Source organism: Burkholderia sp. 567, from assembly GCF_040545115.1.
GTDB classification, from domain to species: Bacteria; Pseudomonadota; Gammaproteobacteria; order Burkholderiales; family Burkholderiaceae; genus Burkholderia; species Burkholderia ambifaria.
This window is the reverse complement of record NZ_JBEPLG010000007.1, coordinates 198,441-224,770: the sequence shown is the minus strand read 5'-3', so window position 1 is coordinate 224,770 and position 26,330 is coordinate 198,441. Positions and strand designations below refer to the sequence as shown.

The following is a 26,330-nucleotide window of genomic DNA, read 5'->3' as shown; positions in this document are numbered from 1 at the left end:
GGCTAACTGCCCTGCTTGTAATTGTTCAGCGCGTAGCCGCGATCGCGGTAGAAGCGATAGCGGTCGCGGCCCGCGGCCAGCTCGTCCGGCGCGTTGCCGACCACCTCGAGCAGGCGCTCGAAGCGGGCGAACTGCGCGGGCACGGCCGCGCCGAGGTTCAGCAGCACATGATAATGCGGCGCCTGGTCGAGATCGGCGGCCAGCACGATCGGCGTGCCGGCCGCGTGCGCGCTGTCGACGCCGCAATGCGGGATGAAATCGAGCGGCGAGAACGTCCAGAGCCGCTCGTCGAGCGCGCGCAGGCGCGCGGGTTCCGCGACCACGACGACCGGCTGCCCGGCCTGATAGGCCTTGCGCAGCAGCCGGCATGCATACGCGAGCGAATCGCCGACGTTCGAATGGAAATCGATTCGCGTCATTGCCCGCGCACCCGCATCGTCGTGAGACCTGCCATCACTGGCCGGCGCGGTCGATCAGGAACTGCGCGAGCAGCGGCACCGGACGGCCGGTCGCGCCCTTCGCCGCGCCGCCCTTCCAGGCGGTGCCGGCGATGTCCAGGTGCGCCCACGGATAGCTGTCGGTGAAGCGCGACAGGAAGCACGCCGCCGTCACGGCACCGGCCGGACGCCCGCCGATGTTCGCGATGTCCGCGAAATTCGACTTCAGTTGATCCTGGTACTCGTCGTCGAGCGGCATGCGCCACGCCGGATCGTTCGCTTCGCGCGATGCGTCGAGCAGTTCGCCCGCCAGCGCGTCGTCCTTCGAGAACAGGCCGCTGTTGTGGGCGCCGAGCGCGATCACGCACGCGCCCGTCAGCGTCGCCACGTCGATCACCGCGGCCGGCTTGAAGCGCTCCGCATAGGTCAGCGCGTCGCACAGGATCAGGCGGCCCTCGGCGTCGGTGTTCAGCACCTCGATCGTCAGCCCCTTCATGCTGGTGACGATGTCGCCCGGCTTCGTCGCGTTGCCGCCCGGCATGTTCTCGCAGGTCGGCACGATCGCGACGACGTTGATCTTCAGGCCCATTTCGGCGACCGCACGCATCGTGCCGAGCACCGAACCGGCGCCGCACATGTCGTACTTCATCTCGTCCATGGCCTCGCCCGGCTTCAGCGAGATGCCGCCCGTGTCGAACGTGATGCCTTTGCCGACCAGCACGACCGGCGCGGCCTTCGCGGCGGCGCCCTGGTAGTGCAGCACGATGAACTGCGGCGGCTCGACCGACGCGCGCGCGACCGACAGGAACGACCCCATGTTGAGCGCCTGGATCTGCTTCAGGCCGAGCACCTCGGCCTTCAGACCCCAATCCTTCGCGATCTTCTTCGCGGTGTTGCCGAGATAGGTCGGCGTGCACACGTTGCCGGGCAGGTTCCCCAGGTCGCGCGTGAGATCCATCCCGTTCGCCAGCGCGACGGCCTGCTTGACCGCCAGCTTCGCCGCCTTTTCATCGACCGGATCGACGCTGAACACGACGCGCTTGAGCGTGTGCGACGCCGGTTCCGGCTTGCTCTTCATCTGCGTGAAGCGGTAGGTCTCGTTGCGCAGCGCGAGAATCGCCGCGCGCACGCCCCAGTCGGAGCTGCGCTCGTCGACCGGCAGCTGCGCGAGCGTGAACGTGACCTGGACGATCTTGGTCGACAGCAGCGCGCGCCATGCGGCCGTCACCGCGTCGGTGTAGGCTTTCTGATTGAAAGCATCCTGCTTGCCGAGGCCGACGAGCAGCACGCGCGACGCACCGATGCCCGATACTTCATGCAGGAACAGCGTCTTGCCGCGCTTGCCGTCCATGTCGCCGGCCTTCACCACGCGCGAGATCAGCCCCTTGGTGGCCGTGTCGATGTCGAGCGCCGCGCCCGAAAGGGTTTGCGCCTCGAAGATGCCCAGCACGATGCAATCGGACTTCCCCGTCAGGAACCCCTTGGCCTCGCCTTTGCTCCAATCACAGCCTTTTATGCTAAAGTCCATCGCGCTTGTCCTCGGATAAAATCTGGGCTAAGGATGAAAGCCGCAATTATCCGCTATTTTTCCCGTGGCGGCGCGAGCGCTCCACCACGCGTGCGCAGCCTCCCGCCCTCTTCTCATCAAGAATGATCTTCGAACGCTCCCTCCAGCGCGAGCTTGCGTATACGGCTGGCGCCGTGTTCATGGTGCTGCTCACGATCATGCTCACGACGATGATGATCCGCATCGTCGGCTATGCCGCGTCCGGCGAAATCGATCCGCGGGACGTGCTCGTGCTGATCGGCCTGACCGTGATCGGCTATCTCGCCGTGATGCTCGTCGTCACGCTGTTCGTGTCGATCCTGTTCGTGCTGACCCGGTGGTACCGGGACTCCGAAATGGTGGTCTGGCTCGCGTCCGGCGTCAGCCTCACGCGCCTGATCAAGCCGATCGGCGTGTTCGCCACGCCGCTCATCCTGCTGATCGCGTTCTTCGCGTTCGTCGGCTGGCCGTGGTCGAACCAGCAGAGCAAGATGATCAAGGCGCGCTTCCAGCAGCGCGACGAGATCTCGCTGCTCGCGCCCGGCCAGTTCCGCGAATCGGCGTCGAACCATCGCGTGTTCTTCATCGAGAAGATGTCGCCTGACCAGAGCAAGGTGCAGAACGTGTTCGTCACGTCGACCGAGAACGGCAAGGTCAATATCGTCGTATCGCACACGGGCCATACGGAAACGAAGGACGGCGATCGTTTCGTCGTGCTGGAGGATGGCCGCCGCTACGACGGCACGCCCGGCCAGCCGAACTTCAAGATCATGGAGTTCCAGCGCTACGGCGTGAAGATCACGAGCACCCCGGTCACCAACGTGCCGACCACCAACAGCACGCCCACGCCCGACCTGCTGCGCAACCCGACGCGCGACAACCTCGCGGAATTCGCATGGCGCGCGGGCTTGCCGCTGATCGCGATCAACCTGATGGTGCTCGGCATCCCGCTGTCGTACCAGAACCCGCGCCGCAGCCGCACGATCAACCTCGTGATGGCCGTGCTGATCTACCTGACTTACTCGAACCTGCTGAACGTCGTGCAGGCGCAGATCGAGCAGGGCAAGATGTCGTTCGGCGTCGGCCTGGTCGGCCTGCATGTGGTTGTCGCGGCGATCGTCGCGCTCATTTTCTGGTTGCGCGTGCGCAATCGTCCGCTGTTGACACGCGCGCTGTTCGGCCGCTCGGGAGCATGATCGATGCGGCTCTATGAAAAATACTTCGCGCGGCAGATCTACGTCACGTTCATCTTCATCCTGTTCGCGTTCTCGGGCCTGTTCTTCTTCTTCGACCTGATCAGCGAACTGAACTCGGTCGGGCACGGCAACTACAAGTTCGGCTACGCGGTGCTGCGCGTCGCGCTGCAAACCCCGTCGCGCTTCTACGAGATCATCCCGGTCGCCGCGTTGATCAGCGCGATCTACGTGTTCGCGCAAATGGCCGCGAACTCGGAATTCACGATCTTCCGCGTGTCGGGCCTCGCGACCAACCAGGCGCTGCGCTCGCTGCTGAAGATCGGCATTCCGCTCGTGATCATCACCTACCTGATCGGTGAATTCGTCGGCCCGTACGCCGACCAGTTGTCCGAACGCGTGCGGCTGCAGGCGCTCGGCGCGTCGGTGTCGTCGAACTTCCAGTCGGGCGTGTGGGTGAAGGACACGCTCGCGGCCCGCGAGAACGGCGAGCAGGTCACGCGCTTCGTCAACGTCGGCAACCTCTCGCCCGATTCGACGATCAGCAACGTGCGCATCTACGAGTTCGACTCGAAATTCCAGCTGCAGAACGTGCGGATCGCGCAGACGGGCCGCTACGAGCCGCCCGGCCACTGGCTGCTCACCGGCGTGACGGAAACCGAACTGACGCCGATCAAGCCGATCAGCGGCGCACCGGCCGACGCGCTGAACCCCGTGTACCGGTCGCAGCAGGTCACGCTGCCGGAATACCGGCTGCGCTCGGATCTGACCCCGCAGATCCTGTCGGTGCTGCTGGTGTCGCCGGAGCGGATGTCGCTCATCAACCTGTTCCGGTACATCCAGCACTTGCGCGAGAATCAGCAGGACACGCAGCGCTACGACATCGCGCTGTGGCGCAAGCTGCTCTACCCGTTCGCGGTGTTCGTGATGCTCGTGCTGTCGCTGCCGTTCGCGTACCTGCATACGCGCGCCGGCGTGGTCGGCGTGAAGGTGTTCGGCGGCATCATGCTCGGCATGAGCTTCCAGCTGCTCAACACGCTGTTCTCGCACATCGGCACGCTGAACACGTGGCCCGCGCCGCTCACCGCGGCGACGCCGGGCCTCATCTATCTCGCGCTCGGCCTGTTCGCGCTCAAGTGGGTCGACCGGCACTGAGCGCCGTCACGACGGAGGCTTCGACATGAGTTCGCACGGCATCGTCCTGTTCGGCCACGGCGCACGCGATCCGCGCTGGGCCGAGCCGTTCGAGCGGCTGGCCGCGCGGCTGCGCGGCAGCGGCGCACCGGCGCCGCGCGTGTCGCTCGCGTTCCTCGAACTGATGATGCCTTCGCTCGACACGGCCGTCGCCGCGCAGGTCGCGGCCGGCTGCACGCGCATCACCGTGGTGCCCGTGTTCTTCGGCCAGGGCGGCCATGTCCGTCGCGACCTGCCGCAGCTCGTCGACGCCTGCCGGGCCGCCCATCCGAATGTCGAGATCCGTTGCGCGACGGCGGTCGGCGAAGACGACGGCGTGCTCGATGCCATCGCACGCTACTGCATCGACCAGCTCGACCGCAACGCGTAGCCCCTAGTCGGATCCACGGCACCAATGAAAAAGCGCCGGCTTCCGCCAGCGCTCATTCGAATCACCCACCGCGAAACCGAGCGGCTGCCGCTTGGGAACCGCTACGTCGACTCAAGCCGCATTGCGCAACGCATCGCCCGCTTTCGCGGGTCGCACGCGTTCGGCGAATGCATCGCCGATCATCAACAGGCTCGGCTCCGCCGGATCGAGCCACGCCTGCGCGTCGCCCGCCGCCATCTGCGCGAGTGTCAGCGTCAGCGTGCGTTCGCGCGCGGTGCTGCACGCCTCGACGATCGCCACCGGCGTCGCGGGCGCACGGCCCGCGTCGATCAGCTCCTGCGCGATTCCCGGCGCGCTGTCGCGGCCCATGTAGTAGACGATCGAATCGGCGCGCGCCGCCTCGCGAATCTCATCGCTGCCGGGTGCGCGGCTGTGCGTCGCGAACGCGACGCTGCGCGACACGCCGCGCAACGTCAGCGAGCGCTTCAGCGTCGCCGCGCCGGCCAGCGCCGCGGTGATGCCCGGCACGACCTCGTAGTCGATGCCGGCCGCCTCGAGCGCACGCATTTCCTCTTCGGCGCGACCGAACAGCATCGGGTCGCCGCCCTTCAGCCGCACGACGCATGCATGCTCGCGCGCCGCGTCGACGATCTGCTTGTTGATGAAGTGCTGCGCGGTCGAACGCTGCCCGCAGCGCTTGCCGACCGCGATCTTGCGCGCGTTCGGCGCGTAGTCGAGCATCGCCGGCTCGACGAGCGCGTCGTGCAGCACGACGTCGGCTTGCTCGAGCAGCCGCGCGCCGCGCACCGTGATGAGGTCCGCCGCGCCCGGCCCTGCTCCGATCAGATACACCTTGCCCATGTTTGTCGCTTCGCTTCGGTTCTGCCCGTGCGGACGGCGGCCGGCCCGCGCCGCCACGAGGGCGGCGCGCAACGCCGGTTACGCCGAGAACGCCCGGATCATGCCGGCGGCCACCGTGTGGTGCGTCGCCTCGTCGATGAGCACGAATGCGCCCGTGCCCGGATGTGCATCGTACGTGTCGCAGACGATCGGCTTCTGCAGCGTCAGCGCGACGCGGCCGATGTCGTTCATCTTCAGTTCCTGGCGGTCGGTCGCTTGCGACAGCGTGTGCACGTCGAGCACCTCCTTGACCGCGCCGATCTTCGCGAACACCGTGCTCGTGGTCTGCTTCAGCAGGTACTTGCGCTGCGGCGACAACGGCGTCTCGTCGAACCAGCACAGGTCGGCCTCGAGCTTCTTCGCCGGCTCGACCGGCTCGGCGGTCGTGACGAACATGTCGCCGCGCGACACGTCGACATCCTCCTCGAGACGAATCGTCACCGTCTGGCCCGCGAATGCGTGCGCGACGGATGCGGTGCCGCCCGGCACCGGTGCAACGATCTCGGCGACCGTCGCGGTGCGGTTCGACGGCAGCACGACGATTTCGTCGCCGACCTTCACCTCGCCCGATTCGATCCGGCCCATGTAGCCGCGGAAATCGTCGGCCGAGCTGCCGTCCTGGCGTGCGACCCACTGCACCGGGAAGCGCAGCGCGTCATGCGCCTGCGTCTCGACCGGCAGCGACTCGAGCACGTCGAGCAGCGGCTCGCCCGCGTACCACGGCATGCGTTCGCTCGCGCCGACGATGTTGTCGCCCTTCAGCGCCGACACCGGCACGAAGCGCACGTCGGTCAGGCCGAGCTGCTTCGCGAGCGTGACGTACGCGTCGCGGATCTCGTTGAAGCGTGCTTCGCTGTAGTCGACCAGGTCCATCTTGTTGATCGCGACGATCACGTGCTGCAGCGCGAGCAGCTTCACGATCGCGCTGTGGCGCTTCGTTTGCGGCAGCAGTTGCGCGACGCCGTTCTCGAGCGTCACGCGCGTCGCGTCGACCAGGATGATCGCCGCATGCGCGGTCGATGCGCCCGTCACCATGTTGCGCGTGTACTGCTCGTGGCCCGGCGTGTCGGCGATGATGAACTTGCGCTTCGCGGTCGCGAAATAGCGGTACGCGACGTCGATCGTGATGCCCTGCTCGCGCTCGGCCTCGAGCCCGTCCGTCAGCAGCGCGAGGTCGAGCTCGTCGCCGACGGTGCGCTTGTTCTTCGCGCGCGACAGCGCGGACAGCTGGTCGGACAGCACGGCCTTGCTGTCGTACAGCAGGCGGCCGATCAGCGTGCTCTTGCCGTCGTCGACGCTGCCTGCGGTGATGAAGCGCAGCACGCCGAGGTCTTCGGTGTTCTCGATGATGCTCATGATTTGAATGTCCTCGTGTGCTTCAGAAATAACCTTGCTTCTTGCGCTGTTCCATCGCGGCTTCGGACGCCTGATCGTCCATCCGGGTCGCGCCGCGTTCGGTGATCTCGGTCACGGCCGTCTCGGCGATGATCTTCTCGACGTCGTCCGCATCGCTCGCCACCGGGCACGTGCAGCTGATGTCGCCGACCGTGCGGAAGCGCACCTGCGCGATCTCGCTCGTCTCGCCGTCACGCATCGGCGTGAGCGGCGTGACAGGCACGAGCAGCCCGTTGCGGCGCACGATCTCGCGCTCGTGCGCGTAGTAGATCGACGGCAGTTCGAGGTTCTCGCGGGCGATGTACTGCCACACGTCGAGTTCGGTCCAGTTGGAGATCGGGAACACGCGCAGGTGCTCGCCCTTGTGCAGGCGGGCGTTGTACAGGCTCCACAGTTCCGGGCGCTGCGCCTTCGGATCCCACTGGCCGAATTCGTCGCGGAACGAGAAGATCCGCTCCTTCGCACGCGCCTTCTCTTCGTCGCGGCGCGCGCCGCCGATCAGCGCGGTGTAGCCGTGCTGTTCGATCGTCTCGAGCAGCGTGACGGCCTGCGCGGCGTTGCGCGAATCGGTTTCGCGGCGCAGCACGACCGTGCCGCGCTTGATCGAATCCTCGACGTGGCCGACCACCAGCTCGGCGCCCAGCTCTTGCGCACGGCGGTCGCGGAAGTCGATCACTTCCTCGTAGTTGTGGCCCGTGTCGATATGCACGAGCGGGAACGGCAGCGTCGTCTTGCGGTTCGCGCCGAGGCCGAAGGCCTTCAGCGCGAGGTGCAGCACGACGACCGAATCCTTGCCGCCCGAGAACAACAGCGCCGGCTTGCTGCACTCGGCGACCAGCTCGCGCAGGATGTGGATCGACTCGGCTTCGAGCCAGTCGAGGTGGCCCATGCGGTTGTCGGCACCGGTGGGCGGGGCAAAGGCGGATTGCTCGAGCGTCGTGCTCATGATTTCAGTCCTTCTCTTCTGGGTTCGTGCCGCCCGCTGTCGCAGGCGGCGCAATATTCGGTTTCTGGTCGGCTGTCAGTGCGCGGCGCCGGCTTCGGCGTTCGCGGGAATCGGCGTGATCGTGATGTGCAGCCCGCATTCCTTCGTGTCGCGCGACTCCCACCACCAGCGGCCCGCCCGGCTGTCCTCGCCGGGACGGATCGCGCGGGTACACGGCTCGCAGCCGATGCTCGGGTAGCCGCGCGCATGCAGCGGGTTGACCGGCACGTCGAACGCCTTCAGGTACGCCCACACGTCGGCTTCCGTCCAGTCGGCGAGCGGGTTGTACTTCGCGATCCCGCGCGCTTCGTCCTGTTCTTCCTCGTGCAGCTCCGCACGCGTGACCGACTGCTCGCGACGCTGGCCCGTGACCCACGCGCCGACGTCGGCCAGCGCACGGTTCAGCGGCTCGACCTTGCGGATGTGGCAGCACGACTTGCGCAGCTCGACGCTTTCGTAGAACGCGTTCAGGCCGTGCTCGGCGACGTACTGGTCGACCGCGTCCTGCTGCGGGTGAAACTGCTCGATCTCGTAGCCGTAGCGCTCGCGCACGCGGTCGATCATGCCCAGCGTTTCCGCATGCAGGCGGCCGGTGTTCAGCGAGAAAATTCCGATCGACACGCCCTTCGACAGGATCGCGTGCGTGAGCAGCATGTCTTCCGCGGCGAGGCTGCTCGCGAACTTCACCTTCTCGTGCCGGGCGCCGATCTGCGCGAGCAGCGCATCGAGGCGCTCGACCTTCGCGGCGAGTTCCGGCGTCAGTGCGGCGGCGGTCGCGGTGCTCATGCGCTCACCTTCGTGTCGGGCGTCGCTACGTCGGGCGTTGCTGCGTCGGCGCGGCGGCGGAACAGCGGCGCCGGCTCGTCGAACGCGCCCTGGTAACGCTGCGTGAATTCGGCGAATGCGTTCAGCGCGTCGTGGATGTCCTTGTCGGCACGCACCGCGAACGCATCGAAGCCGCAGCGCGACATGTACAGCAGCTGGTCGCGCAGCACGTCACCGATCGCGCGCAGCTCGCCGGTCCAGCCGTGGCGCTCGCGCAGCAGGCGGCCGATGCTGTAGCCGCGGCCGTCGGCGAAGCGCGGGAATTCGACGGCGATCAGCGAGATCGCGCCGAAGTCGGCCACGAGATCGGCCGGCTCGCTGTCGGGCGCGAGCCACACGCCGAGTTCGTCCTTCGTCTTCGCGGCGACGAGCGCCGCGCGCTCGGCCTGCCACAGGGTGAACGGCACCAGCACCTTGCCAGCCGGCAACGCGTCGACCGCGGGCAGCGCACCGTCTTCCGCCGCGCGCACGACCTGCCATGCGTCGTCGATCACTGCGCGGTTCTTGATAATCGAAGCCATCTGCAAATTCCTTCTAGCCGGTTGGTTACGCGTTCACTGCCTGGCGCGCCGCATACACGCGCTCCTTGAACGGCGCGATGCCGATGCGGTCGTACGTGTCGATGAAGCGCTCGCCGTCGATGCGCGCCTCGACGAACGTGTCGATCAGCTTCGCGATCACGCCCGGCACTTCTTCCGCCGAGAACGACGGCCCGATCACGCGGCCGAGGCGCGCGCCGTTGCGGCCCGTGCCCTGCTCGCCGCCGAGCGACACCTGGTACCACTCGGCACCGTCCTTGTCGACGCCGAGGATGCCGATGTTGCCCACGTGATGATGACCGCACGAGTTCATGCAACCGGAAATATTCAGCGACAGGTCGCCGAGGTCGTACACGTAGTCCAGATCGTCGAAACGCTGCTGGATCGCCAGCGCGATCGGGATCGACTTCGCGTTCGCGAGCGAGCAGAAGTCGCCGCCCGGGCACGCGATGATGTCGGTCAGCAGGCCGACGTTCGGCGTCGCGAAACCGGCCGCCTTCGCCTTTTCCCACAGCGCGAACAGGTCGCGCTTCTTCACGTTCGCGAGAATCAGGTTCTGCTCGTGCGACACGCGCAGTTCGCCGAACGAGTACGCGTCGGCCCAGTCGGCCACCAGATCCATCTGCGCGTCGGTCGCGTCGCCCGGGGCCACGCGGTGGTCCTTCAGCGACAGCGTCACGGCGGCATAGCCCGGCACCTTGTGCGGCGCGACGTTGCGCTCGACCCAACGCGCGAACGCCTTGTTCTCGAGCAGGTGCTGTTCGAACGATGCGTCGGTGTCGGCGAGCTTCTCGTAGACGGGCGGCAGGAAGGACTGCGACACGCGGTCGAGCTCGGCCTGCGTGAGCGTCGACGGGCCGTCCTTCAGGTGCTGCCACTCTTCCTCGACCTGCTGCGCGAACTTCGCGGGCGACAGCGCCTTCACGAGGATCTTGATCCGCGCCTTGTACAGGTTGTCGCGGCGGCCGTAGCGGTTGTATACGCGCAGCACGGCTTCGCAGTAGGTGAGCAGGTGCTGCCACGGCAGGTCTTCCTTGATCACCGCGCCGACGATCGGCGTACGGCCGAGGCCGCCGCCCGCGAGGATGCTCGCGACCACTTCGCCCTGCGCGTTCTTCTTCAGGTACACGCCGAGGTCGTGGATCTGCACGGCCGCGCGGTCGTCCTTCGAGCCGGACACCGCGATCTTGAACTTGCGCGGCAGCCATGCGAATTCGGGATGGAACGTCGACCACTGGCGCAGGATCTCGGCCCACGGACGCGGATCGATCTCCTCGTCCTGCGCGACGCCGGCGAACTGGTCGGCCGTGATGTTGCGGATGCAGTTGCCCGACGTCTGGATCGCGTGCATCTGCACCGATGCCAGCTTCGCGAGGATCTCCGGCGTGTCTTCCAGCTCGACCCAGTTGAACTGGATGTTCGAGCGGGTCGAGAAGTGGCCGTAGCCGCGGTCGTGTTCGCGGGCGATGCGCGCCAGCATGCGGAGCTGGTCGCTGCGCAGGTTGCCGTACGGAATCGCGATGCGGTGCATGTACGCGTGGCGCTGCATGTACAGGCCGTTCTGCAAGCGCAGCGGACGGAACTCGTCTTCGCTCAGCTCGCCCGACAGGCGGCGGCGCACCTGATCGCGGTACTGTGCGACGCGTTCGTCGACGATCGTCTGGTCGTACTGGTCGTACTGATACATTCGGGGACCCCAGGGTTTTCGTGGTGACCGCGCGACGTCCTAGCCACGTCGCGCCCGGATCTCCGTTCCGCCGCCACCGCCGGCGGCCTTCCGCTGCCCGGCTGGATTGCTAATGACGAAAACAGATATCCATATTTGAAAAACTCCGGTGAATCGTAATAAACTCGCCTTATATTTCAAACGACTAAAAAATTCTGTTGATATGCGGAAGGGTTATAAATGAACCTGCACCAATTTCGCTTCGTGCGCGAGGCCGTCCGGCAGAATTTCAACCTCACCGAGGCCGCCAAGGCGCTCTACACGTCGCAGCCCGGGGTTTCGAAGGCGATCATCGAGCTCGAGGACGAGCTCGGGGTCGAAATCTTCACGCGGCACGGCAAGCGCGTGCGCTCGCTCACCGAGCCCGGCAGGATTATCCTCGCGTCGGTCGAGCGGATCCTGCAGGAAGTCGAAAGCCTTAAAAGGGTCGGAAAAGATTATGCGGCGCAGGACCAGGGCAACCTGACGATCGCCGCCACCCACACGCAGGCCCGCTACTCGCTGCCGGCCGCGATCGCCGAGTTCAAGAAGCGCTTCCCGAAGGTGCACCTGTCGATCCTGCAGGGCAGCCCGACGCAGGTCGCCGAGATGGTGATCCACGACCAGGCCGATCTCGCGATCGCGACCGAGGCGATCGCCGACTACAAGGAACTCGTGTCGCTGCCCTGCTTCCAGTGGCATCACGCGGCCGTGGTGCCGGCCGACCACCCGCTGCTCGAGCGCAAGCCGGTCACGCTGGACGATCTCGCGCAATACCCGCTGATCACGTACGACGATGCGTTCGCGGGCCGCAAGAAGATCAACCATGCGTTCGCGCTGCGCGGGCTGGCGCCGGACATCGTGCTCGAGGCGATCGACGCCGACGTGATCAAGACCTATGTCGAGCTCGGCCTCGGCGTCGGGATCATGGCCGACATCGCGTTCAACCCGGAGCGCGACCGCAACCTCCGGCTGATTCCGGTCGGCCACCTGTTCGGCAGCAACGTGACGCGCGTCGCGCTCAAGCAGGGCGCCTATCTGCGCAGCTATGTGTATACGCTCGTCGAGCTGCTGTCGCCGACGCTGAACCGCAAGCTGATCGAGCAGGCGCTCAAGGGCGAAGCCGAATCGTACGAGCTTTGATCAGCGCCCTAAGGCCGGTCGCTTCGCGCCTTGCGCCCCGCGGGGATCAGGAACACCTTGGGGCGGCCGGCGTTTTCTTGAAGCGACGTGTACGTGTATAACCACAGGGGCGCATATCGCGCCCCTTTTCGTTGCCCGACGGAGATTCCCGCATGACGCTTCCCGCCCTGTTGCGCCGCGCCGCCGGCGCCGCCCTCGCGCTCGCGTGCACGGCCGCGCATGCCGACCTGAAGGTCGGCGTCGACCTGTCGTCCACCGGCCCGGCCGCCGCGATCGGCATCACCAGCAAGAACGCGATCCTGATGTGGCCGAAGACGATCGCCGGGCAGCCGGTGCAGGTGACGGTGCTCGACGACGCGTCGGACCCGGGCACCGCCGTGCGCAACATCCGCAAGCTGGTCGACGAGGATCACGTCGACGTCGTGGTCGGGCCGAACATCACGCCGGCCGCGCTCGCGGCGCTCGACGCGGTGGCGGCCGCCCAGACGCCGATGATCACGCTGGTCGGCTCCGGCGCGATCGTCGAGCCGCAGGAAGGCGCGCGGACCTGGGCGTTCAAGATGGCACAGAGCGACAGAGCGATGGCCGACGTGATGACGCGCTACATGGCCAATCACGGCGTGAAGACGGTCGGCTTCATCGGCTTCGCGGACAGCTACGGCGACAGCTGGCTGAACGAATTCACGCGCTTCGCGCAAGTGCGCAAGATTCGCATGATCGCGACCGAGCGCTTCAACCGCACCGACGCGAGCGTCACCGGCCAGGCGCTGAAGCTAATCGCGGCGAAGCCCGATGCGATCCTGGTCGCCGGCTCGGGCACGCCGGCCGTGCTGCCGCAACGCACGCTGATCGAGCGCGGCTACAAGGGCGCGATCTATCAGACGCACGGGATCGCGACGCCGGAGTTCATCAAGCTCGGCGGCAAGGACGTCGACGGGACGCTGTTCCCGACGCAGCCGGTGGTCGTCGCGCGCACGCTGCCGGCCGATCATCCGGCGCGCAAGGCGGCGCTCGCGTTCGTCGACGCGTACGAAGCGAAGTACGGCGCCGGCACCGTCACGCAGTTCGCGGGCGACGCGGCCGGCGTGTACCCGCGCCTGGCGGACGCGGTCGGCCGCGCGCTGAAAACCGCGCAGCCCGGCACGCCGGCCTTCCGCGCGGCGCTGCGACGCGAACTCGAACGCGCGAACGAGCTCGTCGTGCCGAACGGCGTGGTCAATACCAGCGACAAGGATCACGTCGGGCTCGATCAGCGCGCAAGCGTGATGGGAATCGTCAAGCAGGGCCGGTTCGTCTATCTCAGCCAGTAACGCGCGAACGGTTCGCCGGCGGCTTGCCCGGCGAGCCGTTTTCCGCCATAATCTGCCGTTCGCCGCGCGCGACTGCAGCGCGGCCAGAATCAAAAAGCCCAGGTGGTGAAATTGGTAGACGCAGGGGACTCAAAATCCCCCGCCGCAAGGCGTGCCGGTTCGATTCCGGCCCTGGGCACCAGCATTTCGCAGCGTCATGCGCTGCACTCGAAACCCGCGCAAGCTCGCTGCTTCGCGGGTTTTTTGTTTTTCGGCCGTGCGCCGCAACGTGTGCCGCCGTTTCCGAGGCCCAAGCATCGTGATGAATGCGCGGCACGGAGGCAGGCCATGTCGATGCGCACGATGTCATCCGCGCTGTGCCGCGGCGCGCTCACGGTGGTGCTCGCCCTCGCGCTGGGCGGATGCGACGTGCTGACCGCACCACCCGTGCCAGACGAGCCGGGGCCGCATGCGGGGCGCCCTATCCCGCATCGCACCGAATGACCGGCCGCCTTGCGCGGTACACGTTCAGCCCGTCAGCTCCCGCACGAAATCGAGAAACACGCGCACCTTCGCGGAAACGAGATTCGACGCATGGTGATACGCGTAGAGCGGGAATGTCTCGTCCGCCCATTCCGGCAGCAACTGCACCAGCCGCCCTTCCGCAAGGATGTCCCTCGCATAGAGCTCCAGCAGTTGCGCAACGCCCTCACCGCCAACGCATGCGCCGAGCAGCGTCCCCGTATCGTTGACCGTCAGCCGCCCGGTGGCATCGAACGGCACCACTTCGTCGCCGCGATGGAATTCCCATCCGTACGGACGGCCCGTCACCGGATCGCGAATCAGCACGCAGCGGTGCCCGTCCGCGAGATCCCGCGGGTGCCGCGGCTCGCCGTGACGCGCAACATAAGCCGGCGACGCGCAGGTCAGCACATGCGTCTCCAGCAGCAGGCGCGCACGGTATGACGACGGCTCCGGAATGCCGAAACGCACCGCCACGTCGAACCCGTCGGCGACGAGGTCGCCCATTCGGTCGCGCACGCTGATCTCGACGGACAGCTCGGGGAAGCGGTCGAGGAATTCGGCCATCCTCGGCGCCAGCACGTAGTGGCCGAAGGTGCCGTCCACGTTGACCCGCAGACGTCCCCTGACGCGCGCCCGGGAACGCCCGGCGTCGACCGCCGCCTCCTCGATGCCGGCCAGCAGCGGCGCGACCGCCTCGTAGAAGCGCCGCCCCTCCTCGGTCAACGTGATCGCGCGCGCCGTCCGGTTGAAGATCCGGATGCCGACGCGCTCTTCCAGCCGCGCGACCGCACGGCTCACCGCCGACTGCGTCAACCCCATCGCCTCGCCCGCGCGCGCAAAAGTGCCGGCCTCGATCACCGCCGAGAGCACACCGATGCCGCTGAGGAGCCTGCTGTCGAATGCCATGAGACATACTTTTAGTCATTCTTGATCTGATCATTATTCATTATTTTTATTGACCGAGGAAGCCTACATTAGTCCTGTCGCCGGATCGCCCGGCACTCACGAACCAAGGAGCAGGACATGAACGCATCGAAACAGGTCGCCCTCGTCACGGGCTCGTCGCGCGGCATCGGCGCGGAAATCGCTCGCCGTCTCGCCCGGGACGGCTTCCGGGTCGTCGTGAACTACGCCGGCGGCGCCGGCCCCGCGCGCGAAGTGGTCGACGCGATCGCCGCCGACGGCGGCGAGGCCATCGCGGTACAGGCGGACATCGCCGACCCGGCGGCGGTGGCCGCGCTGTTCGATACGGCCGAGCAGGCATTTGGGCGCATCGACGTGGTCGTCAACAGCGCGGGTGTGATGAAGCTCGGGGCGATCGCCGACTACGACGACACGACGTTCGACCAGACCGTCGCGATCAACCTCAAAGGCACCTTCAACGTCAGCCGCGAGGCGGCAAAGCGCGTGCGCAGCGGCGGCCGCATCGTCAACCTGTCGTCGACGATGGTGGGCGTGCGTCTGCCCACCTACGGCGTGTACGTCGCGACCAAGGCCGCTGTCGAGGGATTGACGCAGGTCCTCGCGCAGGAAATGCGCGGCCGCGGCATCAGCGTGAACGCCGTCGCGCCGGGGCCGGTCGCGACCGAGCTGTTCCTGGAGGGCAAGAGCCCCGAGCAGGTCGATCGCCTGGCGAAGATGAACCCGCTCGAGCGGCTGGGCCAGCCCGCGGACATCGCCGGCGTCGTCGCGTTCCTCGCCGGCCCCGACGGCGCGTGGGTCAACGGCCAGATCCTGCGCGCCAATGGCGGCATGTGCTGACCGCCGAAGGAACCGCGCACACCACGGCGGTGCAGGCCGCGTACGACAACGGCCCCTACGCGAGGGTCGCCGAGCAGGCGTTGCAAGGCCTCGCCGCACTCGAGCCCGCGGACGCCGATGCCGCCACCGTCGCGACGGCGATCGTCGACATCGTCGCCGCGCCGTCAGGCAAGCGCCCGTACCGCGTATTCGTCGATCCGTCGCAGGACGGCGCGGAGGAAGTGTTCCGTGTTGGCGATCGCATTCGCCGCGAGATGTTCCGCAACATCGGACTCGCCGACCTGCTCACACCGCGCGTCGGCAACTGATCGCGCCGCGCGCCGGGCCGGCCGGCGCGCGTCAGTCTCGCTCGCAGAACCCGAGGATTGCCTCCGCGACCGCCGCCGGCGCCTCCCGCTGCGGAAAGTGCCCCACGCCGTCCAGCACCTGTCGCGCGTAGCGCCCCGTGAAGAACCGCTCGCGCCCGGCCGAGCTGTCCGGGTGGTTGCACGCATCCGCGCCGCCATGCAGCACCAGCGTCGGCACCGACAGCCGCGGCGCCGGGTTCAGTCGCGCGTCGTCGTCCGCATAGGCTGGCGTGCCGGGCGCGAAGCCCCACCGCTGCCGGTACGAATGCAGCACGACGTCGATCCAGTCGGGCCCGTCGAACGCGGTGGCAGCCGCGTCGAATTCCGCATCGCGATACCAGCCCGACGGCGACCACGTATCCCACATCAGGCGCGCGAATGCGCGCCGGTCGTCGCGCAACGCCTGCTCGCCGCGCGGCGTCGCCATGAACCAGTGATACCAGTAATTGCGCGCCTGCTGCAGCGACAGCGGCTGCGCGGGATCGTTGGTGCCATAACCGACCGCCAGCATCACCAGGTGCGACGCGACGCCGTCGCGCAGCCCGCACGCGTTCGCGACCGCGCGGGCGCCCCAGTCGTGTCCAACCAGCACGGGCCGCTCGAGGCCGAGCACGTCGACGAATTCCAGCAGGTCGCGCCCGAGCGCCGCGAGCTGGCCGCTGCGCGGCACCGTCGTATCGCGAAAACGGGTCGGCGCGAAACCGCGCAGCGCGGGCGCGAGCACGCGGTAGCCGCGGACAGCCAGCGCCTGCGCGACCGTCTCCCAGCCGACCGGGCTGTCCGGCCAGCCGTGCAGCAACACGGCCACGCGTTCGGCGCGCGGATTCCATTCGAGATAGGCGAGTTCGAGCGACGCGGTCGTCGCGAATCGATAAGCGGTCATCGTGCACTCCGGTGGGTCGTCTGAAGGTCGATGGTAGACCCGCCGCTCATCATGATTCGCGGCGTATCATGATCCATTCTTTGAATATCGCGTTGAATCGACCCATGGAACCGCCAATCGATCGCGCATCGACCGCGCTCGACATCGCGCTGTTGCGCACCTTCCTCGAAGTCGTCGACAGCCGCGGCTTCGCGCCCGCTGCGGAGCGCCTCGCGCTGACGCCGTCCGCGGTCAGCGGCCACATCAAGCGGCTCGAGCAAGCGGCCGGCACGGTGCTGCTCGCGCGCACCACGCGCCGTATCGCGCTCACGCCGGCCGGCGACACGCTGTACGCGTACGCGCGCAACATCGTCGACATGGAGCGCGAAGTGCGTGCCCGGCTGCGCGGCGCGCCCGCGCACGGCCGGCTGCGCGTCGGCGCATCGGAGGACTTCGCGGGCACGTGGCTGCCGCAGGTGTTGCGCACGTTCCGCGACCACCATCCGCGCACGTCGATCGAGCTGAAGGTCGGGATCACCGCGTCGCTGTTGCGCGAGCAGGCGCTGGGCCGGCTCGACGTCGTGTTCGGCAAGCAATGCCGGCAGGTCGACGCACCGGGCGAACTGCTGTGGGAAGAACCGCTCATATGGGCGTTCGCGTCGGATACGGCGCTTAACGCCGAAGGCGACGTGCCGCTCGCGCTGTTTCCGGAGCCGTGCGTGTATCGGGAAGCCGCGGTGTCCGCGCTCGCCGCCGCGCTGCGGCCGTTTCGCGTGCTGTTCGAAAGCGGCAGCATGGCCGGGTGCGTATCGGCCGCGCTCGCCGGCTTCGCGGTCACGGCGCTCGCGCGCAGCCAGCTGCGCGACGGCCTGCGCGCATGCGGGCCCGACGACGGCCTGCCGACGCTGCCGGCCGCGCGCTTTCATGCGTTCGCGTCGAAGCCCGACGGTGCGGCAGCCGCGCTGATCGACGCGGTGCGGGCCACCGGGCGCAGCCGGCAGTTCGCCGCGCGGTCCGGCTGAACCCGCACGCCACGGCCGCGACACCCGCCGACGGCCGCTCACACCTGCCGCTCGCGGTCGGCGCACGCGAGCGTGGCGCCCTTTTCAGTCGCCGCGCGCGAGCGCGCCCGTGTCGTTGAGCGCATCCGCCATCAACTCCCCGAACCACTCGATGAACGCATTGAGCCGCCGCGACCGGTGCCGGCGATGCGGATACACGGCCGATACGTCCATCGGCGCGGCGCGATGGCCGGGCATCACGTCGACCAGCGCGCCGCTGTCGAGCAGGTGCGCGACGTCGAAGCGCGGAATCTGGATCAGCCCCATCCCGGCGATGCAGCTCGCGATATAGGTTTCGGCGTTGTTGACGATCACGCGGCTCGGCAGCGCCAGCGTGTGCTGCGCGCCATCCGCGCAGTATTCCCAGCCGAGTTCGCGTCCGGTCGTCGGCGACGCATAGCCGATCGCCCAGTGTCCGTGCGCGAGCGCATCGGGATGCTCGGGCACGCCGCATTCGCGCAGGTAGTCGGGGCTCGCGCAGTTGATCAGCACGAACTGCCCGAGCGGCCGCACGACGAGGCTGCTGTCCGCGAGCCGTCCGACCCGGATCGCGCAGTCGACGCCCTCCTGCACGAGATCGATCGTGCGGTCCGTCGAGCCGAGCGACAGCTGTAGCTTCGGGTGGCGGCGAAACAGCGACGGCAGTGCCGGCGCGATCACGCGGCGCGCGATCCGGCTCGGCGCATCGACGTTCAGCCGCCCGACCACGTCGCGATCGCGACGCCGGAACAGCCGGTCGAGTTCGTCGGCTTCCGCGAGCAGGCGCCGGCCGCGCTCGAGCAGCAGCGCGCCGTCGGCAGTCAGCTGGACTTGCCGCGTCGTGCGGTGCAACAGGCGCGTGCCGAGCGCCGCCTCGAGTTGCTGGACAGCGGCCGACACGGTCGCGCGCGGCACGTCGAGCGCATGCGCGGCCTTGATGAAGCTGCCCATCTCGGCAACCTGAAGGAAGATTCTGACCTGGTCCAGCTTGTCCATCGGAGCAAAACGTAGGTTCGGACGACCGTCGCCGGCACCCGCCGCATGGCGCGGCCGAGCCCGGCGGCACAGGAAAAGCGGGCGCGCGGCTTCGTGCCCGCGCGCCCGTCCATTGTCCATGCAAACGGTCCATTGCGGGTCGCCGCGCGCACGCGGCGCCCGCCGGCACGGCCCGTTACTTGGTCGTATAGCCGCCGTTGATCAGGATCGTCTGGCCGGTGATCCACCAGCCGTCGGTCACGAGATGACGGATGAACGGCACGACGTCCTCGATGTCGGTGAGGCCCGTCTTGCTGAACGGCGACAGCGCGGCCGCCGTCTTGTGATACGCGACCGCGTCGGCGCCTTCGGCCGGATAGAAGAACGGCGTGTCCATCGGCCCCGGCCCGACCGCCGTCACCGAGATGCCGCGCGCGCCGTACTCCTTCGACGCGGCGCGCGTGAAGTGCTCGACCGGCGCCTTCGACCCTTCGTAGGCCGCGTAGAACGGCGTGAACGCGCCGAGCAGCGACGTCACGAGCGTGACGAGCTTGCCGTGATCCTCGAGGTGCCGCCCCGCCTCCTTGATGAAGAAGAACGCCGACTTGCTGTTCACCGCGAACATCTCGTCGTATTCGGCCTCGGAGATGTCGGTGAACGGCTTCTTCAGCACCTTGCCGACGGTATTGATCGCGATGTCGATCTTGCCGAAGCGCTGCTTCGCGTCGTCGAACAGCTTCTCTACCGCGGCGGCCGTCGTCAGGTCGGCCTGGAACGTCGCGGCTTGCGCGCCGGCCGCGCGCACGGCGGCAGCCGTCTCTTCGGCCTGCGCCTGCGACGCCGCGCTGTTGTAGTGAATCGCCACCGCCTTCGCGCCGTGGCCGGCCAGGTCCCGGGCGATCAGGCCACCGAGATTCTTGGCGCCGCCTGCGATCAGGACGACCTTGTCTGCGAGCGTGTGAGTGGCCACGGTTGACTCCTTTCAGCGTTGAATGAAGCTACGAGTGTAGGCACGCACGACGCGACGGTCAGCCGGGCACGGCTGGATGAATTATCCAGAAAAACGATCCAATCATTCGGCCGGAATGGTGGGCTGCCGCACTGACGGCGTCCGGTCGATCTGTCCGACGCGACACGCTAGCGGCGCCGGCCTGCCGGCTCAACAGCAGCGAATCGAATGGCATGACTTTCCGTGAAGAATGACCGCGCACAGAGCACCGGGAGCTTCCCGGTGCGAACGCCTTCGTGCCGGTGCCGCCCCGCCGCTTGATAGAATGCGCGCGCTATGGATCTCGAAAGCATTCTCTACACGCAGGGCTTCGGCTCGCGCCGCCAGTGCCGCGGCCTGATCGAATCGGGCCGCGTCACCGTCGCGGGCGCGAGCGCGACCGACCCCGACGCGTCGTTCGACACCGACGGCCTCGTATTCACGGTCGACGACACCGCCTGGCCGTTTCACGCCCGCGCGTATCTGGCGCTCAACAAGCCGGCCGGCTACGAGTGTTCGCGCGACCCGCAACACCACGCGAGCGTGTTCAGCCTGCTGCCCGCGCCGCTCGTCGCACGCGGCGTGCAGTGCGTCGGCCGTCTGGACCAGGACACGACGGGCCTGCTGCTGCTGTCCGACGACGGCCAGTTCGTGCACGCCTATACGTCGCCCAAGCGCAAGGTGCCGAAGACCTACGTCGCGACCGTGCGCCACCCGCTCGACGACACCCAGCTGAACGCGCTGCGCGCCGGCGTGCAGCTCCACGGCGAGCCGAAGCCGATCGCGGCGGTCGCCGCCCACGCACGCGACACGCACGCGCTCGCGCTGACCGTCCTCGAAGGCAAATATCATCAGGTGAAACGCATGGTCGCGGCGGCCAGCAACCGCGTCGAGGCGCTGCACCGCGAAAGCATCGGCGGCTTCACGCTGCCGGAGGACCTCGCGCCCGGCGCGTGGCGCTGGCTCGGGGAAAGCGACCTGTCAGCGCTGCGCGATCCCGTCAAAACCCTCTAAGGGAAAATCCGCACGACCGTTCGGTGTCCGGCCGCATCTCGGCCGCACGATCCCCCGCTATACTGAAATCACAAGCTGTACGAGCAGCGATGCAGGGGGAGACACATCATGAACATCAATCATTCGTTGGAACTGTCGTACGTGATGATCGCGTTCGCGATCGTGGGCGCCATCGTGATCGGCGGACTGCTGGCCATGATGCACAGGAAGCACAAATACAGTCCGAACCTGATCGGCGCGCTGATCGGCGCGTTGCTGTGCTTCCTGCTGATCGAGGCGCTACCGGCGCTGACCTGACGCGCCGCGCGGCGCGAGCGTTTGAAGGAATTCGTCTACGGTCGGGTAGCGCAACGTCACGCACAATTCGGTCTTGAGCCGGGCATTGGACAGGCGCCGGGATTCGCGCATGAATGACAGCAGCGTCGGCTCGAGCTGATGCTCGGCGTTCGCGCGGCTGATGCGCGGCGGCGGCGGCAGGCCGAACACTCGCGCGACCCGGTCGAAATACTCTCCCATTCGCAGTTCGCTGTCGTCAGACGCGTGCACGGCGCGCGCCGGCTTGCCGCGCACGGCCGCGCGGCGCAGGATCGTCGCGAGATCGTCCGCGTGGATGTGATTCGTGTAGACGTCGTCGGCCGCATCCAGCGCCGGCGTGCCGCGCTCGAGCCGCGCGAGCGGCAGCCGGTTCGCCGCGTAGATGCCGGGAATGCGCACGATGCGCGCGGACAGCGCGCCGCGTACCGTCGCCGCCCGCAACTGACGCTCGGCCGACACGCGCCGGAACGCGCGCGGATTCGCGGGGCGCAGCGGCTGCGTTTCGTCGATTCGCGCCCCGCCGCAATCGCCGTAGACGCCCGTCGTGCTGGCGTAGACGAGCGTCGGCGCGCGAAGGGCGTCGGGTACAATACGCGCTGCCCGACCGGGCGCGCCGGCCTGTCGGGTCGCGGCGCGCAGTGTGCGAAGCCGGCCGACCGCGGACACCGACGGTGCGGCTGGTCGCCGCGCAGGCACGGACAATGCGGCGATCAGCGCACGGGTGCGGCGATCGTCGCTGCCGTCGGACTGCGGCGGCGCCAGATGCAGGATCGTGCGGGCGAGCCCGGCGATCCGTCGGAGCGTCGCGCGGCGATCGAGATCGCCGACGATCGGCGTCGCGCCTGCCGCGCGCAATTCGTCGCAGCGGCCCGGATGGCTCGTCAGCGCGACGATGCGCAGGTCGCGGCGCGCGGCGCGCCATTGCGCGACGCAGCGCAGGCCGACGTCGCCGCAGCCGACGATCAGTGCGCGCGGGCGGCGCAGGATTCGAGTCGCGATCATGTTGGTTGCGAAATCAGTAGCCACCGTTGCGCGGCGCGCAACGGGTTTGCATTGTAGCTGCCGTGCGCGACATGCACGGTCCCCACATTTTGTTCTATTTGGTTCTATGGCATTCAACGTTACTCTCAAGCAAAGCGGCCGGCAGTTCCAGGTCGAGTCGGACGAAACCGTGCTGGCGGCGGCGCTGCGCCAGAACGTCCATCTGCCGTACGGGTGCAAGAATGGCGCGTGCGGCTCCTGCAAGGGCCAGATCGTGTCGGGCCAGATCGAACAGGGCCCGCACGCCGCGTCCGCGCTGTCCAACGACGAGCGCACGCGCGGCCTCGCGCTGCTGTGCTGCTCGAAGGCGCAATGCGACCTCGAGATCGACGTGCGTGAAATCGCCGGCGTCGACGGCGTGCAGGTGAAGAAGCTGCCGTGCCGGATCGCCGCGCTCGAGCGCCGTGCGGATGACGTGATGGTCGTGAAGCTGCAGTTGCCCGCCAACGAGCGCCTGCAATACCTCGCGGGCCAGTACGTCGAGTTCATCCTGAAGGACGGCTCGCGCCGCAGCTACTCGATGGCGAACGCGCCGCACGAGGAAGGCCCGGTCGAGCTGCACATCCGCCACATGCCGGGCGGGAAGTTCACCGATCACGTGTTCGGCGCGATGAAGGAGCGCGACATCCTGCGCTTCGAAGGCCCGCTCGGCACGTTCTTCCTGCGCGAGGATTCCGACAAGCCGATCGTGCTGCTCGCGTCGGGCACCGGCTTCGCGCCGATCAAGGCGATCATCGAGCACGTGAAGCACACGGGCATCACGCGCCCGATGACGCTCTACTGGGGCGCGCGCCGCAAGAAGGATATCTACCTCGGCGAGCTCGCCGAGCAATGGGCGCGCGAGATCCCGAACTTCAAGTACGTGCCGGTGCTGTCCGAGCCGGACGACGCCGACCAGTGGACCGGCCGCACCGGCTTCGTCCACCGCGCGGTGATCGAGGATCTGCCCGATCTGTCGGGCTACCAGGTGTACGCATGCGGCGCGCCGGTGATGGTCGAATCCGCGCAGCGCGACTTCACGCAACACCACGCGCTGCCGGCCGACGAGTTCTACGCGGACTCGTTCACGAGCGCCGCCGATCTCGCGCATCCGGTCTGAGCACCGGGCGCGCCCGCGCCTGCCGCTGCGCGCCGCCGTGTCACATCCGTGGCATCGCGGCGGTTTACAGTGGGGCGCGGGATGCCTTATGCTTGCGCACATGAACCGCTTCCTGTCCGCTCTCCGACGTCGCCGCTCGCCGCTCCGCCCGGATGCCGCCGGCTCGTCACGGACTCGCGCGTAACCCTCCTCCGCTTCACCGGTTACGCACAAGCTGTTCGATCCACCAGCCACGGCCTTCCGTGGCTTTTTTATTGCCCGTTTCCCTTTCAACGCCCGCTGGAGTCTGCTGCCATGCCCCTGAACGATTACCCGATCGACTCGCTGATGTACATCACGAACCGCCCCGACATCGTGTTTACGCACGGCAAGGGTTCGTGGCTCTACGATCACACGGGCAAGCGCTATCTGGACTTCATCCAGGGTTGGGCCGTCAACAGCCTCGGGCACTGCAACGATGGCGTCGTCGAAGCGCTGAAGACCCAGGCGGAAAAGCTGCTGAACCCGTCGCCGGCGTTCTACAACGAGCCGATGGCGAAGCTCGCGGGGCTGCTCACGCAGCACAGCGTATTCGACAAGGTGTTCTTCACGAACAGCGGCGCCGAGGCCAACGAAGGCGCGATCAAGCTCGCGCGCAAGTGGGGCCGCAAGTTCCGGAACGGCGCGTACGAGATCATCACGTTCGACCACAGCTTCCACGGCCGCACGCTCGCGACGATGTCGGCCAGCGGCAAGCCGGGCTGGGACACCATCTACGCGCCGCAGGTGCCGGGCTTCCCGAAGGCCGAACTGAACAACATCAACTCGGTCGAGAAGCTGATCACCGACAAGACCGTCGCGGTGATGCTCGAGCCGATCCAGGGCGAAGGCGGCGTGATTCCGGCGACGCCCGAGTTCATGCGCGAGCTGCGCGCGCTGACGAAGCAGCACAACCTGCTGCTGATCGTCGACGAAGTGCAGAGCGGCTGCGGCCGCGCGGGCACGCTGTTCGCGTACGAGCTGTCCGACATCGAGCCGGACATCATGACGCTCGGCAAGGGTATCGGCAGCGGCGTGCCGCTCGCGGCGCTGCTGTCGAAGGCCGACGTCGCGGTATTCGAGGCCGGCGACCAGGGCGGCACGTACAACGGCAACCCGCTGATGACGGCGGCCGGCTATTCGGTGATCTCGCAACTCGTCGCACCCGGCTTCCTCGAAGGCGTGCGGGCGCGCGGCGAATACCTGAAGCGCAAGCTGCTCGAGCTGTCGGAGGAGCGCGGCTTCGAGGGCGAACGCGGCGAAGGGCTGCTGCGCGCGCTGCTGCTCGGCAAGGACATCGGCCCGCAGATCGTCGAGAAGGCGCGCGACATGCAGCCCGACGGCCTGCTGCTGAACGCGGCGCGCCCGAACCTGCTGCGCTTCATGCCCGCGCTGACCGTGACGACCGAGGAAATCGACCAGATGATGGCGATGCTGCGGTCGATCCTCGACACGCTCTAAGGAGACTGCCGCGATGGATGCCGCCGCCGATACTGTCGCCGATGCTATTGCCATCCGCCCGTTCGAACGCGCCGACACCGATGCCGTGCTGGCAGTCTGGCGCGACGCATTCCCGCAATACGACGAAGCCGGCGCGCCGCCGCACCGCGATCCGCTGCGATCGATCGAGCTGAAGCTCGCGACGCAGCCGGAGCTGTTCTTCGTCGCGACCTGCGGCGCGCGGGTGGTCGGCACGCTGATGGCGGGTTTCGACGGACATCGCGGCTGGCTCTACTCGTTCGGTGTGTCGAACGACGCGCGGCGACTCGGCATCGGCCGCGCGCTGATCGCGCATGCGGAACGCGCGCTCGCCGCGCGCGGCTGCCTGAAGATCAATCTGCAGGTGCTGCCCGGCAACGACGACGCGTGCCGCTTTTATGCGGCGCTCGGCTATCGCGTCGAGGAACGCATCTCGTTCGGCAAGACGCTGCCGGCCGCCTGACGACGCCGGCAGTCGCCGTCGTCAGCGCGTGATCGGCCCCGCGTCCGGCAGCGGATTGCCGAGCGCGTCGGTCGGCACTGCCTGCTTCTCGAACGCCGCGAAATACGCGGCCCATTGCGTGTCGCTCACGCGCACGATCAACGCGCCGTCCTGCCACACGTCGTTGTGATCGTTGTGGTCGTTGCCCGCGCGGTGCAGGTAGTTCGAGCCCGTCGAACCCTGGTTCATGTGCGTGTCATGGATGCCGTTGCCTTGCGCATACGTGCGGCCGAACACGACGACGTCGAGCTCCTGCGACTGCGCGGCGTTGACGAGCCGCAGCAGCGACGGAATCGGCTCAGCGCTCTCGGTGCCGTCCATCACGGCGCTCGCACGCCATGCGCCCGTCTCGTTCAGGATGTCGCTGCGCAGATAGTCGAGCGCCGGCAGCGCCGTTTGCCCGGTGAGATCCGTATAGCCTTCGGCCGCGGCCGCGAGCGTCGCCGTGACCGGATGATGGAAATCGTAGACGAGCTTGTAGTTCAAAAGGTCGTCCGCGTCGTTGGTGCCGACGTTGATCGCGACGTCCCAGTCGCCCGTCGGCAACGCGAGCGTCAGGTGAATGTGATACTGGATCTCGCTGCCGTGCGGCGAGCCCTTGAGCTTCGCCACCGACGTCACCTTCGCCTTCACGAAACCGTAGTCCAGACTCATGCGTGCTCTCCGTGTCCCGGTGGATCGACCATGCTACGCGGCCCGCGTGTCGGTTTGCCGACGGGCGGTAGCGGACGGCCGGTAGCAGATGGCCCGTGTCACTATCGAATCAATGGAGTCGCATCCGCGCGCACAGTTCGCCGTCGGGCGCGCCGCACGAAAAAAAGGCTGTCACGGGATCCCGTGACA

The 26,330-nt window shown here is 67.6% G+C and carries 27 protein-coding genes, 1 tRNA gene and 1 pseudogene; 15 read left to right on the top strand and 14 right to left on the bottom strand.

The window, feature by feature from the left end; all coding sequences use genetic code 11:
- Positions 1–2 precede the first annotated feature (2 nt).
- Both ABIC50_RS21390 and ABIC50_RS21385 read right to left on the bottom strand, forming a co-directional pair.
- Positions 3–419, bottom strand: a complete 417-nt coding sequence (locus ABIC50_RS21390) for a DNA polymerase III subunit chi (protein WP_011657678.1) — start codon at positions 417–419, stop codon at positions 3–5.
- Positions 420–453: 34 nt separating this feature from the next.
- Positions 454–1,965: a leucyl aminopeptidase gene (locus ABIC50_RS21385; RefSeq protein WP_105833082.1), complete on the bottom strand. Its 1,512-nt coding sequence runs from the start codon at positions 1,963–1,965 to the stop codon at positions 454–456.
- Positions 1,966–2,087: 122 nt separating this feature from the next.
- On the opposite strand from ABIC50_RS21385, the gene lptF reads away from it, so the two are divergent.
- Genes lptF through ABIC50_RS21370 form a run of 3 tightly spaced genes read left to right on the top strand, consistent with a single transcriptional unit; the run spans position 2,088 to position 4,740 of the window.
- Positions 2,088–3,179, top strand: a complete 1,092-nt coding sequence (gene lptF / locus ABIC50_RS21380) for an LPS export ABC transporter permease LptF (protein ID WP_011657680.1) — start codon at positions 2,088–2,090, stop codon at positions 3,177–3,179.
- 3 nt (positions 3,180–3,182) lie between these two features.
- A complete protein-coding gene (lptG, locus tag ABIC50_RS21375) occupies positions 3,183–4,331 on the top strand; it encodes an LPS export ABC transporter permease LptG (RefSeq protein WP_011657681.1) in 1,149 nt (382 codons plus the stop codon).
- Positions 4,332–4,356: 25 nt separating this feature from the next.
- The gene (locus tag ABIC50_RS21370; RefSeq protein ID WP_354166693.1) at positions 4,357–4,740 is read left to right on the top strand and encodes a sirohydrochlorin chelatase; all 384 of its coding nucleotides are present in this window, start codon (positions 4,357–4,359) and stop codon (positions 4,738–4,740) included.
- Positions 4,741–4,851: 111 nt separating this feature from the next.
- Here ABIC50_RS21370 and cobA read toward each other — a convergent pair whose 3' ends face one another.
- From cobA to ABIC50_RS21340, 6 genes are all read right to left on the bottom strand, one after another.
- Positions 4,852–5,601 carry a uroporphyrinogen-III C-methyltransferase gene (gene cobA, locus ABIC50_RS21365; protein WP_175678000.1) on the bottom strand — a complete coding sequence of 250 codons (750 nt, stop codon included), beginning with the start codon at positions 5,599–5,601 and terminating at the stop codon, positions 4,852–4,854.
- Positions 5,602–5,679: 78 nt separating this feature from the next.
- The gene (locus ABIC50_RS21360) at positions 5,680–6,996 is read right to left on the bottom strand and encodes a sulfate adenylyltransferase subunit 1 (RefSeq protein WP_166722908.1); all 1,317 of its coding nucleotides are present in this window, start codon (positions 6,994–6,996) and stop codon (positions 5,680–5,682) included.
- A gap of 22 nt (positions 6,997–7,018) precedes the next feature.
- Positions 7,019–7,981: a sulfate adenylyltransferase subunit CysD gene (cysD, locus tag ABIC50_RS21355; protein WP_126228343.1), complete on the bottom strand. Its 963-nt coding sequence runs from the start codon at positions 7,979–7,981 to the stop codon at positions 7,019–7,021.
- Positions 7,982–8,056: 75 nt separating this feature from the next.
- Positions 8,057–8,806, bottom strand: coding sequence for a phosphoadenylyl-sulfate reductase (locus ABIC50_RS21350; RefSeq protein WP_105833087.1), 750 nt, complete (start codon positions 8,804–8,806; stop codon positions 8,057–8,059).
- Positions 8,803–9,366 carry a DUF934 domain-containing protein gene (locus tag ABIC50_RS21345; protein ID WP_354166691.1) on the bottom strand — a complete coding sequence of 188 codons (564 nt, stop codon included), beginning with the start codon at positions 9,364–9,366 and terminating at the stop codon, positions 8,803–8,805. The genes ABIC50_RS21350 and ABIC50_RS21345 overlap by 4 nt, the downstream gene beginning before the upstream one ends.
- A gap of 25 nt (positions 9,367–9,391) precedes the next feature.
- Positions 9,392–11,071, bottom strand: coding sequence for a nitrite/sulfite reductase (locus ABIC50_RS21340; RefSeq protein ID WP_105833089.1), 1,680 nt, complete (start codon positions 11,069–11,071; stop codon positions 9,392–9,394).
- Between the two features lie 219 nt (positions 11,072–11,290).
- On the opposite strand from ABIC50_RS21340, the gene ABIC50_RS21335 reads away from it, so the two are divergent.
- The 4 genes from ABIC50_RS21335 (at position 11,291) to ABIC50_RS21320 (ending at position 14,025) form a co-directional block, all read left to right on the top strand.
- The gene (locus ABIC50_RS21335; RefSeq protein WP_126228346.1) at positions 11,291–12,232 is read left to right on the top strand and encodes a CysB family HTH-type transcriptional regulator; all 942 of its coding nucleotides are present in this window, start codon (positions 11,291–11,293) and stop codon (positions 12,230–12,232) included.
- Positions 12,233–12,384: 152 nt separating this feature from the next.
- The gene (locus ABIC50_RS21330) at positions 12,385–13,542 is read left to right on the top strand and encodes an ABC transporter substrate-binding protein (protein WP_354166689.1); all 1,158 of its coding nucleotides are present in this window, start codon (positions 12,385–12,387) and stop codon (positions 13,540–13,542) included.
- A gap of 96 nt (positions 13,543–13,638) precedes the next feature.
- Positions 13,639–13,723 (top strand) — tRNA-Leu (locus ABIC50_RS21325).
- A gap of 152 nt (positions 13,724–13,875) precedes the next feature.
- On the top strand, positions 13,876–14,025 hold the full coding sequence (locus tag ABIC50_RS21320) for a hypothetical protein (RefSeq protein ID WP_354166687.1): 150 nt from the start codon (positions 13,876–13,878) through the stop codon (positions 14,023–14,025).
- A gap of 24 nt (positions 14,026–14,049) precedes the next feature.
- On the opposite strand, the gene ABIC50_RS21315 is transcribed toward ABIC50_RS21320, so the two are convergent.
- Positions 14,050–14,952 carry a LysR family transcriptional regulator gene (locus ABIC50_RS21315; RefSeq protein WP_354166685.1) on the bottom strand — a complete coding sequence of 301 codons (903 nt, stop codon included), beginning with the start codon at positions 14,950–14,952 and terminating at the stop codon, positions 14,050–14,052.
- A gap of 117 nt (positions 14,953–15,069) precedes the next feature.
- Here ABIC50_RS21315 and ABIC50_RS21310 point away from each other — a divergent pair, with 117 nt between their 5' ends.
- Entirely contained in the window at positions 15,070–15,807 is a 738-nt protein-coding gene (locus tag ABIC50_RS21310) for an SDR family oxidoreductase (RefSeq protein WP_354166683.1), read from the top strand.
- Positions 15,808–15,830: 23 nt separating this feature from the next.
- Positions 15,831–16,115: pseudogene (locus ABIC50_RS21305) on the top strand (oxidoreductase); the annotation flags it as partial.
- 31 nt (positions 16,116–16,146) lie between these two features.
- On the opposite strand, the gene ABIC50_RS21300 reads toward ABIC50_RS21305, so the two are convergent.
- On the bottom strand, positions 16,147–17,037 hold the full coding sequence (locus ABIC50_RS21300; RefSeq protein ID WP_354166681.1) for an alpha/beta fold hydrolase: 891 nt from the start codon (positions 17,035–17,037) through the stop codon (positions 16,147–16,149).
- A 104-nt stretch (positions 17,038–17,141) separates the two neighbouring features.
- Between ABIC50_RS21300 and ABIC50_RS21295 the strand changes: the two genes are divergently transcribed.
- Entirely contained in the window at positions 17,142–18,038 is an 897-nt protein-coding gene (locus tag ABIC50_RS21295) for a LysR family transcriptional regulator (RefSeq protein WP_354166679.1), read from the top strand.
- Between the two features lie 84 nt (positions 18,039–18,122).
- Here the strand turns inward: ABIC50_RS21295 and ABIC50_RS21290 are convergent, their stop codons facing one another.
- Together ABIC50_RS21290 and ABIC50_RS21285 are read right to left on the bottom strand one after the other, a co-directional pair.
- Positions 18,123–19,052 carry a LysR family transcriptional regulator gene (locus ABIC50_RS21290; protein WP_354166676.1) on the bottom strand — a complete coding sequence of 310 codons (930 nt, stop codon included), beginning with the start codon at positions 19,050–19,052 and terminating at the stop codon, positions 18,123–18,125.
- Positions 19,053–19,227: 175 nt separating this feature from the next.
- On the bottom strand, positions 19,228–20,001 hold the full coding sequence (locus ABIC50_RS21285) for an SDR family oxidoreductase (protein WP_011657695.1): 774 nt from the start codon (positions 19,999–20,001) through the stop codon (positions 19,228–19,230).
- A gap of 315 nt (positions 20,002–20,316) precedes the next feature.
- Here ABIC50_RS21285 and ABIC50_RS21280 point away from each other — a divergent pair, with 315 nt between their 5' ends.
- The gene (locus ABIC50_RS21280) at positions 20,317–21,033 is read left to right on the top strand and encodes a pseudouridine synthase (protein ID WP_354166674.1); all 717 of its coding nucleotides are present in this window, start codon (positions 20,317–20,319) and stop codon (positions 21,031–21,033) included.
- A gap of 108 nt (positions 21,034–21,141) precedes the next feature.
- Positions 21,142–21,330, top strand: a complete 189-nt coding sequence (locus ABIC50_RS21275; protein WP_354166672.1) for a hypothetical protein — start codon at positions 21,142–21,144, stop codon at positions 21,328–21,330.
- Here the strand turns inward: ABIC50_RS21275 and ABIC50_RS21270 are convergent.
- The gene (locus ABIC50_RS21270) at positions 21,313–22,350 is read right to left on the bottom strand and encodes an NAD-dependent epimerase/dehydratase family protein (protein ID WP_354166878.1); all 1,038 of its coding nucleotides are present in this window, start codon (positions 22,348–22,350) and stop codon (positions 21,313–21,315) included. The two genes, ABIC50_RS21275 and ABIC50_RS21270, sit on opposite strands and share 18 nt — an antisense overlap.
- Before the next feature lie 106 nt (positions 22,351–22,456).
- On the opposite strand from ABIC50_RS21270, the gene ABIC50_RS21265 reads away from it, so the two are divergent.
- The 3 genes from ABIC50_RS21265 to ABIC50_RS21255 all read left to right on the top strand — a co-directional run bounded on the left by ABIC50_RS21265 (position 22,457) and on the right by ABIC50_RS21255 (position 25,448).
- Complete coding sequence (locus ABIC50_RS21265; protein ID WP_105787558.1) at positions 22,457–23,488, top strand: CDP-6-deoxy-delta-3,4-glucoseen reductase; 1,032 nt, start codon at positions 22,457–22,459, stop codon at positions 23,486–23,488.
- 294 nt (positions 23,489–23,782) lie between these two features.
- The gene (locus ABIC50_RS21260) at positions 23,783–24,967 is read left to right on the top strand and encodes an acetylornithine transaminase (RefSeq protein ID WP_011657700.1); all 1,185 of its coding nucleotides are present in this window, start codon (positions 23,783–23,785) and stop codon (positions 24,965–24,967) included.
- Between the two features lie 13 nt (positions 24,968–24,980).
- Positions 24,981–25,448 carry a GNAT family acetyltransferase gene (locus tag ABIC50_RS21255; RefSeq protein WP_011657701.1) on the top strand — a complete coding sequence of 156 codons (468 nt, stop codon included), beginning with the start codon at positions 24,981–24,983 and terminating at the stop codon, positions 25,446–25,448.
- A gap of 21 nt (positions 25,449–25,469) precedes the next feature.
- On the opposite strand, the gene ABIC50_RS21250 is transcribed toward ABIC50_RS21255, so the two are convergent.
- Positions 25,470–26,141, bottom strand: coding sequence for a DUF2278 family protein (locus ABIC50_RS21250; RefSeq protein WP_011657702.1), 672 nt, complete (start codon positions 26,139–26,141; stop codon positions 25,470–25,472).
- Positions 26,142–26,330 lie beyond the last annotated feature (189 nt).

Bases quoted from the DNA above. Each gene is read 5' to 3' on its own strand.
- ABIC50_RS21390 (WP_011657678.1), bottom strand. From the start codon at position 419: ATGACGCGAATCGATTTCCATTCGAACGTCGGCGATTCGCTCGCGTAT.
- ABIC50_RS21385 (WP_105833082.1), bottom strand. From the start codon at position 1,965: ATGGACTTTAGCATAAAAGGCTGTGATTGGAGCAAAGGCGAGGCCAAG.
- lptF (WP_011657680.1), top strand. From the start codon at position 2,088: ATGATCTTCGAACGCTCCCTCCAGCGCGAGCTTGCGTATACGGCTGGC.
- lptG (WP_011657681.1), top strand. From the start codon at position 3,183: ATGCGGCTCTATGAAAAATACTTCGCGCGGCAGATCTACGTCACGTTC.
- ABIC50_RS21370 (WP_354166693.1), top strand. From the start codon at position 4,357: ATGAGTTCGCACGGCATCGTCCTGTTCGGCCACGGCGCACGCGATCCG.
- cobA (WP_175678000.1), bottom strand. From the start codon at position 5,601: ATGGGCAAGGTGTATCTGATCGGAGCAGGGCCGGGCGCGGCGGACCTC.
- ABIC50_RS21360 (WP_166722908.1), bottom strand. From the start codon at position 6,996: ATGAGCATCATCGAGAACACCGAAGACCTCGGCGTGCTGCGCTTCATC.
- cysD (WP_126228343.1), bottom strand. From the start codon at position 7,981: ATGAGCACGACGCTCGAGCAATCCGCCTTTGCCCCGCCCACCGGTGCC.
- ABIC50_RS21350 (WP_105833087.1), bottom strand. From the start codon at position 8,806: ATGAGCACCGCGACCGCCGCCGCACTGACGCCGGAACTCGCCGCGAAG.
- ABIC50_RS21345 (WP_354166691.1), bottom strand. From the start codon at position 9,366: ATGGCTTCGATTATCAAGAACCGCGCAGTGATCGACGACGCATGGCAG.
- ABIC50_RS21340 (WP_105833089.1), bottom strand. From the start codon at position 11,071: ATGTATCAGTACGACCAGTACGACCAGACGATCGTCGACGAACGCGTC.
- ABIC50_RS21335 (WP_126228346.1), top strand. From the start codon at position 11,291: ATGAACCTGCACCAATTTCGCTTCGTGCGCGAGGCCGTCCGGCAGAAT.
- ABIC50_RS21330 (WP_354166689.1), top strand. From the start codon at position 12,385: ATGACGCTTCCCGCCCTGTTGCGCCGCGCCGCCGGCGCCGCCCTCGCG.
- ABIC50_RS21320 (WP_354166687.1), top strand. From the start codon at position 13,876: ATGCGCACGATGTCATCCGCGCTGTGCCGCGGCGCGCTCACGGTGGTG.
- ABIC50_RS21315 (WP_354166685.1), bottom strand. From the start codon at position 14,952: ATGGCATTCGACAGCAGGCTCCTCAGCGGCATCGGTGTGCTCTCGGCG.
- ABIC50_RS21310 (WP_354166683.1), top strand. From the start codon at position 15,070: ATGAACGCATCGAAACAGGTCGCCCTCGTCACGGGCTCGTCGCGCGGC.
- ABIC50_RS21300 (WP_354166681.1), bottom strand. From the start codon at position 17,037: ATGACCGCTTATCGATTCGCGACGACCGCGTCGCTCGAACTCGCCTAT.
- ABIC50_RS21295 (WP_354166679.1), top strand. From the start codon at position 17,142: ATGGAACCGCCAATCGATCGCGCATCGACCGCGCTCGACATCGCGCTG.
- ABIC50_RS21290 (WP_354166676.1), bottom strand. From the start codon at position 19,052: ATGGACAAGCTGGACCAGGTCAGAATCTTCCTTCAGGTTGCCGAGATG.
- ABIC50_RS21280 (WP_354166674.1), top strand. From the start codon at position 20,317: ATGGATCTCGAAAGCATTCTCTACACGCAGGGCTTCGGCTCGCGCCGC.
- ABIC50_RS21275 (WP_354166672.1), top strand. From the start codon at position 21,142: ATGAACATCAATCATTCGTTGGAACTGTCGTACGTGATGATCGCGTTC.
- ABIC50_RS21270 (WP_354166878.1), bottom strand. From the start codon at position 22,350: ATGATCGCGACTCGAATCCTGCGCCGCCCGCGCGCACTGATCGTCGGC.
- ABIC50_RS21265 (WP_105787558.1), top strand. From the start codon at position 22,457: ATGGCATTCAACGTTACTCTCAAGCAAAGCGGCCGGCAGTTCCAGGTC.
- ABIC50_RS21260 (WP_011657700.1), top strand. From the start codon at position 23,783: ATGCCCCTGAACGATTACCCGATCGACTCGCTGATGTACATCACGAAC.
- ABIC50_RS21255 (WP_011657701.1), top strand. From the start codon at position 24,981: ATGGATGCCGCCGCCGATACTGTCGCCGATGCTATTGCCATCCGCCCG.
- ABIC50_RS21250 (WP_011657702.1), bottom strand. From the start codon at position 26,141: ATGAGTCTGGACTACGGTTTCGTGAAGGCGAAGGTGACGTCGGTGGCG.